We start from the raw sequence: 11,739 nt of genomic DNA on the forward strand, positions 1-11,739 counted from the left end.
TGATGGGCACGCTTCGCTTTGCCCATCCTACAGGGGGTCAGATTTTCCGCTCAACTTAGTGCCGGTCCTGGCATTTTCCGAGAGGCGTATTCACCGGGTGGTGCGCATGCCCCCACGTTTGGCCAATCGCTGATCGGTTATGGGCGGAAAAACCGCGCGCCATGCGGATTTGACGGCCAAAAAACGCCGTCTATACTCCCTGTACTCCGGCACAGGAAGGGAGTCCATAATGCCAACAAAAACCGTTCGTTCCCGGAAATGGCCCGTAGCGCTCGCTCTCGCCCTGGCGCTGCCCGCAGCCGCGACGATGGCCAACGACCAACTCATCAAGATGGCGCAGGACCCCAACCAGTGGGTGATGCCGACCGGCGACTACACAGGACAGCGCTACAGTGCGCTCGACCAGATCAATACCGGGAATGTAAAGGACCTGCACGTCGCCTGGACCATGTCCTCCGGAGCGTTGCGCGGCCACGAAGGCCAGCCGTTGGTGATCGGTGACATGATGTACTTCCAGAGCCCGTTTCCGAACCACGTCTACGCGCTGTCGCTGGACGACCCGGCCCGCATCGTCTGGAAATTCACCCCGGAGCAGGACAAGTTCACGCCGTCGGTGGCCTGCTGCGACGTGATCAACCGCGGCGTCGCCTACGCCGATGGCACAATCTTCTCCAACGCGCTGGACGGCACCCTGTACGCGCTCGACGCCAAGACCGGCGAGGTCAAGTGGAAGGTACAGAACGCCGACCCGAAGCTGGGCCAGACCCAGACCATGGCGCCGATCATCATCAAGGACAAGATAATCACCGGCGTGTCCGGCGCCGAATACGGCGTGCACGGCTACATCACCGCCAACGACACTCGCACCGGCAAGCAGCTGTGGCGCGCCTACAGCACCGGGCCGGACGATCTGCTGATTTTCGACCCGGACAAGACCATCGACGGCGCCACGCAGAAGCCGGTCGGCAAGGATTCCAGCCTGAAGTCCTGGCAGGGCGACCAGTGGAAGCTGGGCGGCGGCACTACCTGGGGCTGGTACACCTACGATCCGGAATTGGACCTGCTCTACTACGGCACCGGCAACCCCGGTACCTGGAACCCGACCCAGCGCCCCGGCGACAACAAATATTCGATGTCGGTGATCGCGCGCGATCCGGACACCGGCATGGCCAAGTGGGTATTCCAGATGACCCCGCACGACGGCTGGGACTACGACGGCGTCAACGAGAGCATCCTCACCGACATCGAGATCGATGGCGAGACGATCCCCGCGCTGACCCATTTCGACCGCAACGGCTTCGCCTATGTTTGGGAGCGCAGCAACGGCAGGTTGCTGGCCGCGCACTCGTACGACGATACCCTCAACTGGGCCAGCGGCATCGACATGCAGACCGGGCGGCCGAAGCTGAACCCGGAGAAGATGACGGAAGAAGGCAAGAACGTGAAGAACATCTGTCCGTCCTCGCAAGGTACCAAGGACCAGCAGCCGGCCGCCTACGACCCGGCCAGCGGGTTGTTCATCGTGCCGACCAACCGCCTGTGCATGGACTACCAGGCCTTCCATGTGAAGTACAAGGCCGGCTTCCCATACGTGGGCGCGCTGGTCACCATGTATCCGGCGAACAAGGGCGAGGTCGGCGGCCGCTTGATCGCCTTCGACCCGATCGGCGGCGAGACCAAGTGGGCGATCGACGACCGCTTCCAGGACTGGAGCGGCGTGCTGACCACCAAGGGTGGGCTGGCCTTCTACGGCACCCTCACCGGCTGGTTCCGCGCGGTCGACCTGAAGACCGGCAAGGTGCTGTGGCAGTTCAAGGCTCCCTCCGGAATTATCGGCAATCCCATCGCCTACATGCACAAGGGCAAACAGTACGTGGCCATCCTCACCGGCGTGGGCGGCTGGGCGGCGATCGGCCTGGCCGCAAACCTGACCAAGGCCACCGAAGGGCTTGGCGCGGTAGGCGCCACGGAGACCCTGGGCGACTACACCACCCTGGGCGGAACACTGATGGTGTTCGCACTCGATTGACGGTCCGCAACCGGCAGCGACGGAGACCCCTCCATGAAAAACGTATTCTTCACAGTCATGTTTGCGGCGGGCGCATTTGTCTGCGCCGCCGCGCCGGCGCAGACCGCCGGCGGCACGCTGCGCGTCTGCGCCGATCCGGCCTACCTGCCGTTCTCGAACCGGGACGGCCAGGGATTCGAGAATGCCGTCGCCAGCTACGTCGCGCGCCAGCTCGGCGACAAGCTCGAGTACGTATGGGCCGATTCACGCGGTCCCGGCGGCTTCAACGAATACCTTGCGCGCAACCTTGACGCCGGGCGCTGCGACCTGGTGATGAACCTGCCCTACGGCAACCAGGAAGAGCTGACCACCAGCCCCTATTACGTGTCCTCCTATGTGTTCGTGTTCAAGAAGGCGCGCGGCTACGACCTGAAGAGCCTCGATTCGCCGGTGCTGCGCAAGCTGAAGATCGGTTTCGAGTCGGAGACGCCGGCCGAATCCGGTCTGCAGCTGCGCGGCATGGTGACCGCGGCCAAAGCCTACGACATCGGCGACGCCAGCGGCGAGTCGCCGCGGCGTATGCTCGAGGACGTGGAGAAAGGCACCGTCGACGTGATGATCACCTGGCAGCCGGCGATTAGCGCCTTTCTCGATGATTTCCCCGAACTGACCACGGTGCCGCTACCCAATTCGCGGGCGACCGGTTCGCCGGAGATGTACTCCTTCCCGATGTCGATGGCGGTACGCAAGGACGATTCCGCGCTGAAGGCGCGTCTCGATGCGCTGATCAAAACACATGGTTCGCAGTTGGAAGCAATCCTGCGCCGGCACGGGGTGGAATTGACCGGCGACGGCACCGGCTAGTTCAACGATACCGCCGGCCTTTGATCCCATAGGAGCACACGGCATGCACCTTCCCCAGATCCCCGTCCGGGCCGCGCTGGCCCTGGCTCTCGGTCTCTGCGCCGCCCTTGCGCTGCAGGCATGTGATACCAAGGCGCCCGAGGGCGAGGCCGAAGCGCCCGCGGGCGCGGTAGAGACGCCCGAGAGTGAAACGATGACGTCCGATGGCGAGGCCAAGGTCCGCGCCAGTGACTGTTCCACCTGCCATGCGGTCGACCAGAAGTTGGTCGGCCCGTCCTACGTCGAGATCGCCAAGCGCTACTCGGGAGAGGGACAGGCGGCGGTAAAGCAGCTGGTGAAGAAGATCAAGGAGGGCGGCTCGGGAAACTGGGGCGACGTACCGATGACGCCGCATCCACAGCTGAGCGACGCCGACCTGACGGCGATGGTGCAGTGGATACTGTCGCTCGAGCCCGGTGAGGACGAATCGGCGGATGCGGCGGAGGCCGGCGGCGAGACGCACAGCTACAAGACCGACGACGGCAAGACCGTGCAGACCGATTTCGCCGTGTTCACCGGACCCGACCAGAAGCACGTCACCGAAGACCTTTTCCACGGCTACCTGCAATACAACTCCTACTGCTTTCGCTGCCACGGCGGCGATGCGGTCGGCGGCGAACTCGCGCCGGATCTTCGCAAATCCCTGGAGAAGGGCATGACCTACCGGGAGTTCCTGAGTGTGTCGATGGCGGGACGCGAGGAAAAGGGCATGCCGGCCTGGGCCGGATTCTTCGAGAAGAAGGACATCCGCGCCATCTACGGATACGTCAAGGCGCGTCAGCTAGGGCTGGTGCCGGCGGGGAGGCCCCCGTCGGTGTATGATTGACACAACACCATCGAATTCTTCATCAACACCACCTCCCTTCGCCAACCCCCCCTTCCATCCTTCGTTCACATCACCTTCAACTACCCAACCATGGCCGGGGCCAACAGAGCGGTTAAAGAATCCTTAAAGAAGAGTTAATCCGGATATTGCACCAGCCGTAGGGTGCGCCAGGCGCACCAACTCAGGGCCGATGCGGGCTCTCACATTTCCCGGTGCGTACGGCGCACCCTACGGCCTAGGCACTGACCACCCCGTAAAGGCGGCCGTTGATTTTGCTGGTGGCTACCGGTGCAATGCCGCAACGGCGGCTAGCCGCGGTGTTTCTTCACCGTGTGCAGCACAATGTCCCATTCGAAGTACACATAGAAATCCGGGTACTCCCAGCGGGAGATTGCCGGGTCGCCCACCGGGCCCTGGATGCCGAGGGGGTCACCCAGGCGGGTGGTGACAGCGTCTTTCTTGAGGCCGCGCAATTCGGTGATTTCTCCCAACTGGTCCTGTTGGCCAACGGGTACTTCCACGGTTTCCGCCCGGGCGCCCATCGTTGCGGTCAGCAGGGCAACGATGGCCAAGTGGTGGAGGGCGGAGCGGGTGCGGAGTTTGCTGAACATCTGTCCTTCTCCGGTTGTGCGTTATTTTGAAGATCCGCCAATTAAAGCAGATATTCTGCCTAAACACTTGGATTTCTTCACGTTTTTCGGCTTAAATCAACTCCATGATCAAGCCTGTCCCCCTCTACATCGGCCTGCGCTACGTGGCCGCCCGTCGCCGGCAGCAGTTTATCTCCTTTATCAACGGCTTCTCCCTGCTGGGCATGGCGCTGGGGGTTATGGCGTTGATTGTGGTGACTTCGGTGATGAACGGTTTCGACCGGGAGCTGAAGACCCGGATCCTCAGCGTGGTGCCCCACGGCTTTGTGGAGAAGGCCGATGGCCTGGAGAACTGGCGCGACGCCGCGCAGCAACTCGAACAGAAACCCCATGTAGAGGCGGCGAGCCCCTTTGTGCGCGGCTTTGCGCTGCTGGGCGCCGGCGGCGGCAGCCACGGCGTGGAGTTCCAGGGGGTGGACCCGCAGGCGCTGCGCAGTGTCTCCGCGGTGGGTGAGCATATGATCATGGGCAGCCTGGACGCACTGCAGCCGCGCAGCTACAACATCGTCCTCGGGCGCATCCTCGCCCGCCAGTTGAACGTGATCCCCGGCGACAGCCTGGTGCTCACCCTGCCGGAGGTGGTGGTTACCCCCGCCGGCCTCTTTCCCCGCACCAAGCGCTTTACCGTGGCCGGCGTCTTTTCCGTGGGCGCCCAGGTGGACCAGAGCATGGCGCTGATGCATCTCGACGACGCCGCGCGGCTGCTGCGTATGCGCGGAAGGGTACAGGGACTGCAACTGCGCTTCGACGATATGGACAACGCCCTGGGCCGGGTGTCCACCTATGCGCAAAGCCTCGGCGAGGACTACAGTGGCGAGGACTGGAGCCACTCCCAGGGCAGCCTGTTCCAGGCGGTGAAGATGGAGAAGACGGTGGTAACCCTGATGCTGATGATTATCGTCGCCGTGGCCGCCTTCAATATCGTCTCCGCGCTGGTGCTGATGGTGGCCGACAAGCGCTCGGACATCGCGGTGCTGCGCACCCTGGGGCTGACCTCGCGGCAGATCATGTCGGTGTTCGTGGTGCAGGGCAGCGCCATCGGTATTATCGGCGCCTTTATCGGCGCCCTGCTGGGCATAGTGATCGCCTTCAACCTGACGGACATGGTCAGCTGGATGGAGAACCTGCTGGGAGCGAAAATCTTCGACCCGCGGGTATTTTTCGTCAGCTTCCTGCCCTCCGAATTCCGCACCGCCGATGCGGTCGTGGTGCTGACTGCCGCGGTGCTGATGAGCCTGCTGGCCACGCTGTTCCCCGCCTGGCGCGCGGCGCAGATAGAGCCGGCGGAGGCGTTGCGGTACGAGTAGGGCGCACCCTGTGAACTACGCCGGAATGACGAACAAAACGGTTCCGTAGGATGGGCAAAGCGAAGCGTGCCCATCAACGATCGAGCTGATGGGCACGAGCCCGCCATGGAAGGCGGGAATGCAGAAAACGCATGGAGCGGTTTTTCTGCCCGCTTCGCCCCTTTGCCCATCCTATGCAGAAAAGAATTAATTGATGAACAGCCAAGTGGAAATAACTGAAGAGCAGGTCGCGTCACCGAATTCCGGTACTGACGTGGTGCTCGCCTGCCGCACCCTGCGCAAGAGCTACCGCCAGGGCAATAAAGAACTGCAAGTCCTGCGCGGCGTGGAACTGGAGGTGAAAGCCGGCGAAAAGCTGGCCATAGTGGGCGCCTCCGGCTCCGGCAAATCCACACTGCTCAACCTGCTCGGCGGCCTGGATACACCCAGTGCCGGCGAGGTCTGGGTGGCGGGGCAGAACCTGGCCAGCCTGGACGCCAACCAGCGCGGCTGGCTGCGCAACCGCAGCCTGGGCTTTGTGTACCAGTTCCACCATCTGCTGGGTGAGTTTTCCGCGCTGGAAAATGTGGCCATGCCGCTGCTGATCGGCAAGCAGTCGGTGGCCAGCGCCCGCGAGGGGGCGACGGCCATGCTGCAGGCGGTGGGCCTGGGCGAGCGGTTGACCCACAAGCCCTCGCAGTTGTCCGGCGGCGAGCGCCAGCGGGTGGCCATCGCCCGGGCACTGGTGACGCACCCCGCCTGCGTGCTGATGGACGAGCCCACCGGCAACCTGGACAGGGCCACCGCCAAAGAGATTCACAAGCTGATGGACAGGCTCAACGACGAGATGGGAATCAGCTTCGTCATCGTCACTCACGACCCGGACCTGGCCGCGGCGCTGGATCGCACGCTGCACCTGATCGACGGCGCACTGGAGAGCGACTGGCACCGGGGCGATCATGTTTAGACCACTGTCCGCGTTTATCGGCCTGCGCTACGCCGGCGCCCAACGCCGCGGAGAGGATTCCGCCGGGCTGGTATCGTTTATTTCCGGGCTGTCCATGGTGGGGCTGATTCTCGGCGTGGCGCTGATGATCGTGGTGATGTCGGTGATGAACGGTTTCGATCGCGAGCTGCGCGAGCGCATCCTGGGCATTATGCCCCACGCGACCATCTACAACGCCGACCCCGATATCGACTGGCCGGCCCTGCGCGACCAACTGGCGGCGGACCCGGAGGTGATGGCGGCGGCGGAGGTCTGGCAGGTCAACGCCCTGGCGCGCAGCGGGCCCGAAGTAACGCCGCTGCTGGTGCAGGGCATCAATCCCGAGACCATTGTCGAAGTTTCCAATATTGGCGGCTTTCTCGATCCCCAGGCTTTTGCCGAACTTACTGACCCCGCCGAACCCGGGGTGATCCTGGGGCAGGGCATCGCCGACAAACTGGGCGTGCAAAAGGGTGAGCATATCTCCCTGATCGTCCCGGACAGCGGCGCCGACGGCGGCCGCCGCGCGGCGCGCCTGGCGGGCTTCCGGGTGGCGGACATCTTCCACTCCGGCACTGCGCTGGACCAGTCCCTGGCACTGCTGGACTGGACGCAGGCCCAGTCGCTGGCGGGGGGAACCGGCGGCGCCGGGATACAGCTGCGCTTCGGGAAAATGCTCGAGGCCAACTGGATCATGCGGCGGCTGCTGGGCGAGCTGCCGGCGCAGAATTTCTACGGCAGCGACTGGAGCAGCACCCATGGCAATCTCTACCAGGCGATACAGATGTCGCGCAATCTGGTGGGGCTGTTGGTACTGCTGATTATCGCCATCGCCGCTTTCAACGTGGTTTCCACGTTGGTGATGGTGGTGATCGACAAGCACAGCGATATCGCCATCTTGCGCACCATGGGCGCCAGCACCCGCGAGATACTGCTGACGTTCGTCAGCCAGGGAGCGCTGGTGGGCCTTGTCGGTGCGCTGGTGGGGGGAGCTCTCGGGATTGTGGGTTCGCTGGTGGTGACCGAACTCGTGGCGGGGCTGGAATCCCTGTTTGGCATCCAGTTCCTGAAATCCGATGTCTATCCGGTGGACTACCTGCCGTCGCAATTGCAGTGGCCGGACGTGGCGTTGGTAGTGGGGGCGGGCTTCCTGCTCAGCCTGCTGGCGACCCTCTACCCCGCACTGCAGGCCAGCCGTGTGCAGCCGGCGGCGGCGCTTCGCAATGAACAGTGATCAGCGATCAGTTAGGGTTCCGCGCGGGCGCAATTGATCACTGGTCACCGATTATTGATCACCGACCGCTTCGCCAGCCGTATTTTCCACCGCTTTATCACATGCCACCGCCACAGTGCCTGCATCGTAAAGTAGGACACGGCGGCGAAGAAGATGCCGCTGAGCAGCGAACCGAAAAAAAGCGGCAGCCAGATTTTTCCCACCTCACTGGTCAGCCATTCCCAGGAAAGTTCTATCCTGAAATCCAGCGGCGGGGTGCCGAGTATCCAGGCACCCAGCTTATAGGTGCTGTAGAACATGGCCGGCATGGTGATCGGATTGCTGATCCACACCAGGATCACCGACAGAGGCAGGTTGCAGCGAAACCACAGCGCCAACAGCGCGGCGATAATCATCTGCCCGGGCACCGGCAGGAAGCTGGTAAAGACACCGACGGCAAACGCGACTGAAACCGAGTGGCGGTTGAGATGGAAGAGGTTCGGGTCGTGGAGCAGGGCGCCCAGAAACTTCAGGCCGCTCTTGGCGCGAACCTGTTCGGGAGTTGGCAGCCAACGCCTGATAATACTCTTCGGCATAACTCAATCTACTCGGGTATCGGCAGCCGGCCCAGCGGTTCAATTGTTACCAATGATCGGGGTGGGTTTGCGTCCCGGCCAGCCGATCCATTTGCGCTATCCCAGACAAGAATAGGGTGCGGAGCGGGCACAGGCGTACCGGCGCGGGCGCTATTATGCCCGCATAGTCGCAACAAGACTACTGTTGGAGGGCAGGTCAGCTCCATTATAAAATTGTCAACAATAACCTCCCGAATAACCGATTGACGGCGACTTTTTCCTGAATTATGGTGCAATCACTTTGGAGATTGTCGACAATCCTGTTTCGAAGCTGAAGGAGTGACCCAAGGGTGCAAGGGGAGATGTTACAGCCGCTGGAGCCGGGCCTGAGCCTGCCGGAACGCCTGTTTGTGACTCTGAGGGGCGAGATCGTCGAGGGCAGGATTCCCGCCGGCAGTAAAATCAGCGAGCCGGAGCTGGCGCGGCGTTTCAATGCCAGCCGGGGCAGCCTGCGCGAAGCGCTGATGCGCCTGGAGTCCCTGGGACTGCTGGAGCGCCGGGTGAACGTGGGGGCGCGGGTGGTAGATCTCACCGAGCGCGGCCTGCTGGATCTCTACGAAGTGCGCGAGGCCCTGGAGGGCATGGCCTGCCGCCTGGCCGCGCAGCACCGCAGCGACGAGGACATCGCCGAGCTGTGGCAGATGCTCGCGCGCCACGAGCAGCAGGAGGAACTGCAGGCGGGCAGGGCTTACTTCCAGCCGGAGGGGGATTTCGATTTCCACTTCCGCATCGTGCAGGCCTCCAATAACGACCTGCTGATCGACACCCTGTGCAACCGCCTCTACTACCGCGTGCGCATGTACCGGTACCAACTGGGCATGCCCAGCCCCCGGGCGCAGCGGGCCTTCCGCGAGCACAGCCATATTATCGAGGCCATCGAGATGGGTGACGGCGAACTGGCCGAGCTGTTGATGCGCCGGCATATCCGTGCCTCCCGCCAGAACATCGAGAAAAAACTGAGGTGAGTCCATGAGCCAGAACCCTTCCGCCGGCGCGCGCTTTCGCCGCGCCCTCGCCGACTCAAACCTTGAGAAAAACCATCCGCTGCAGGTGGTCGGCACCATCAACGCCTACAGCGCAGTCATGGCCGAACGCATCGGCCACAAGGCCATCTACCTCTCCGGCGCCGGCGTGGCCAACGCCTCTTACGGGCTGCCGGACCTGGGAATTACCAGCCTGGACAATGTGCTGGAAGACGTACGCCGCATTACCGGCGCCAGCGAACTTCCCTTGCTGGTGGACGTCGACACCGGCTGGGGCGGCGCCTTCAATATCGCCCGCACCGTAAAGGAAATGATCCGCGCCGGCGCCGGCGCCGTGCATATCGAGGACCAGGTGGCGCAGAAGCGCTGCGGCCACCGCCCCAACAAAGAGATAGTGTCCCAAGGGGAAATGGTCGACCGCATCAAGGCCGCGGTGGACGCGCGCACCGACGATGATTTCTTCGTCATGGCGCGCACCGACGCCTTCGCCCAGGAGGGACTCGAAGCCGCCATCGAGCGCGCCCGCGCCTGCATCGAAGCCGGTGCCGACGGCATTTTCGCCGAGGCGGTGACCGAACTGGAGCACTACCGCGCCTTCAAGAACGCATTGAACGTACCCATCCTGGCCAATATCACCGAATTCGGCAAAACCAAGCTGTATAACGCCACAGAGCTGGGCGAGGCGGGTGCCGACATCGTTCTGTATCCGCTGTCCGCTTTCCGCGCCATGAACCGCGCCGCGGAAAACGTCTATACCAGCATCCTGCAAAACGGAGACCAGCTGGCGGTAGTGGACAGCATGCAGACCCGCGAAGAGTTGTACGACTATCTGAACTACCATCAGTTCGAGCAGAAGCTGGACGAGCTTTTCCGCCATTAATTGGTAATGACCTTGTAGGAGCGGCGGGGCGGCCATCCGCCCATGGCTGCGATCGATATCTGGGGCTGCGATAGAGCCCGATCGCGGCCATGGGCCGCTCCTACAAAGACCTGAACAGACTCAACATAAAAGGAGAATTGTGATGGCAGAGAAAAAAACCGGAGGCGCCGGCCTGCGCGGCCAGGTAGCCGGCAAAACCGCGCTGTCCACCGTTGGCAAGTCCGGCTCCGGCCTGACCTATCGCGGCTACGACGTCAAGGATCTGGCGGAACACTGTGAGTTCGAAGAAGTCGCCTACCTGATCCTCTACGGCGAGCTGCCCACCAGCGCACAGCTGGCGGATTACAAAGGCCTGTTGAAATCCCAGCGCGGCCTGCCACAGGCGCTGAAGGATGTGCTGGAACGCATCCCCGCCGACGCCCACCCGATGGACGTGATGCGCACCGGCTGCTCCATGCTGGGCAACCTGGAGGGCGAGAAGAATTTCGACCAGCAGCTGGAAAAAGCCAACCGCCTGCTGGCCGCCTTCCCGTCGATCATCTGCTACTGGTACCGCTTCACCCACGACGACATACGCATCGAAACCGAAACCGACGACGACTCCATCGGCGCTCACTTCCTGCATATGTTGCGCGGCGAAAAACCCAACGCGCTGCACGAGCGGGTAATGAACGTATCGCTGATCCTATACGCAGAGCACGAGTTCAACGCCTCCACCTTTACCGCGCGGGTCTGCGCCTCCACCCTGTCCGACCTGTTCAGCTGTATTACCGGCGCCATCGGCTCCCTGCGCGGCCCGCTGCACGGCGGCGCCAACGAAGCGGCCATGGAACTGATAGAAAAGTTCTCGTCACCGGATGAAGCGGAAAAAGAACTGCTGGGCATGCTGGAGCGCAAGGAAAAAATCATGGGCTTCGGCCACGCGGTCTACACCGAGTCCGACCCGCGCAACGCCATTATCAAGCAGTGGTCTGAGAAGTTGGCGGCCGACGTGGGCGACGAAGCGCTGTACCCGATCTCCGTGCGCTGCGAGGAAGTGATGTGGCGGGAGAAGAAACTGTTCTGCAACGCCGACTTCTTCCACGCCTCCGCCTATCACTTTATGGGCATCCCCACCAAGCTGTTCACGCCGATTTTCGTGATGTCCCGCGTTACCGGCTGGTGCGCCCACGTATTCGAGCAGCGCGAGGACAACCGCATTATCCGCCCGAGTGCGGAATATATCGGTCCGGAACTGCGCAAGGTGACACCGATCACCGACCGCGGTTAACCCCTGGGAACGCCGAGCTCCAGCTCGGCACCTGGGACCGCGGAGCTCCAGCTCCGCTTGCGGGCCGCAGGCCCGCCGATGAATTGCGAAGCTGGAGCTC

At 62.8% G+C, this 11,739-nt stretch carries 11 protein-coding genes; 9 read left to right on the forward strand and 2 right to left on the reverse strand.

Annotation, left to right across the window (positions count from 1 at the left end):
• Window positions 1-229 precede the first annotated feature (229 nt).
• From ACRC0P_RS14875 to ACRC0P_RS14885, 3 genes are read left to right on the forward strand one after another with little or no spacing between them, the layout of a single operon-like run.
• Window positions 230-2,029, forward strand: coding sequence for a methanol/ethanol family PQQ-dependent dehydrogenase (locus tag ACRC0P_RS14875; RefSeq protein ID WP_438632090.1), 1,800 nt, complete (start codon window positions 230-232; stop codon window positions 2,027-2,029).
• Window positions 2,030-2,062: 33 nt separating this feature from the next.
• Window positions 2,063-2,872: a transporter substrate-binding domain-containing protein gene (locus ACRC0P_RS14880; protein ID WP_438632091.1), complete on the forward strand. Its 810-nt coding sequence runs from the start codon at window positions 2,063-2,065 to the stop codon at window positions 2,870-2,872.
• A gap of 43 nt (window positions 2,873-2,915) precedes the next feature.
• Window positions 2,916-3,737 (forward strand): c-type cytochrome, encoded by an 822-nt coding sequence (locus ACRC0P_RS14885; RefSeq protein WP_438632092.1) that lies wholly within the window; start codon window positions 2,916-2,918, stop codon window positions 3,735-3,737.
• Window positions 3,738-4,045: 308 nt separating this feature from the next.
• Here ACRC0P_RS14885 and ACRC0P_RS14890 read toward each other — a convergent pair whose 3' ends face one another.
• Window positions 4,046-4,348, reverse strand: a complete 303-nt coding sequence (locus ACRC0P_RS14890; RefSeq protein WP_438632093.1) for a hypothetical protein — start codon at window positions 4,346-4,348, stop codon at window positions 4,046-4,048.
• A gap of 104 nt (window positions 4,349-4,452) precedes the next feature.
• Between ACRC0P_RS14890 and ACRC0P_RS14895 the strand changes: the two genes are divergently transcribed.
• From ACRC0P_RS14895 to ACRC0P_RS14905, 3 genes are all read left to right on the forward strand, one after another.
• Entirely contained in the window at window positions 4,453-5,694 is a 1,242-nt protein-coding gene (locus tag ACRC0P_RS14895) for a lipoprotein-releasing ABC transporter permease subunit (RefSeq protein ID WP_438632094.1), read from the forward strand.
• Window positions 5,695-5,887: 193 nt separating this feature from the next.
• Window positions 5,888-6,640 (forward strand): lipoprotein-releasing ABC transporter ATP-binding protein LolD, encoded by a 753-nt coding sequence (gene lolD, locus ACRC0P_RS14900; protein WP_438632095.1) that lies wholly within the window; start codon window positions 5,888-5,890, stop codon window positions 6,638-6,640.
• The gene (locus tag ACRC0P_RS14905) at window positions 6,633-7,892 is read left to right on the forward strand and encodes a lipoprotein-releasing ABC transporter permease subunit (RefSeq protein WP_438632096.1); all 1,260 of its coding nucleotides are present in this window, start codon (window positions 6,633-6,635) and stop codon (window positions 7,890-7,892) included. Before lolD ends, ACRC0P_RS14905 begins: the two co-directional genes overlap by 8 nt.
• A gap of 44 nt (window positions 7,893-7,936) precedes the next feature.
• Here the strand turns inward: ACRC0P_RS14905 and ACRC0P_RS14910 are convergent, their stop codons facing one another.
• Window positions 7,937-8,467 (reverse strand): DUF2062 domain-containing protein, encoded by a 531-nt coding sequence (locus ACRC0P_RS14910; protein ID WP_438632097.1) that lies wholly within the window; start codon window positions 8,465-8,467, stop codon window positions 7,937-7,939.
• Between the two features lie 341 nt (window positions 8,468-8,808).
• On the opposite strand from ACRC0P_RS14910, the gene ACRC0P_RS14915 reads away from it, so the two are divergent.
• The 3 genes from ACRC0P_RS14915 (at window position 8,809) to prpC (ending at window position 11,639) form a co-directional block, all read left to right on the forward strand.
• Entirely contained in the window at window positions 8,809-9,471 is a 663-nt protein-coding gene (locus ACRC0P_RS14915) for a GntR family transcriptional regulator (RefSeq protein ID WP_438632098.1), read from the forward strand.
• A gap of 4 nt (window positions 9,472-9,475) precedes the next feature.
• Complete coding sequence (gene prpB / locus ACRC0P_RS14920) at window positions 9,476-10,369, forward strand: methylisocitrate lyase (protein ID WP_438632099.1); 894 nt, start codon at window positions 9,476-9,478, stop codon at window positions 10,367-10,369.
• Between the two features lie 142 nt (window positions 10,370-10,511).
• A complete protein-coding gene (gene prpC, locus ACRC0P_RS14925; protein WP_438632100.1) occupies window positions 10,512-11,639 on the forward strand; it encodes a bifunctional 2-methylcitrate synthase/citrate synthase in 1,128 nt (375 codons plus the stop codon).
• The last annotated feature ends 100 nt before the right edge of the window (window positions 11,640-11,739 follow it).

This window comes from Microbulbifer sp., from assembly GCF_051659245.1.
Lineage (GTDB): Bacteria > Pseudomonadota > Gammaproteobacteria > Pseudomonadales > Cellvibrionaceae > Microbulbifer.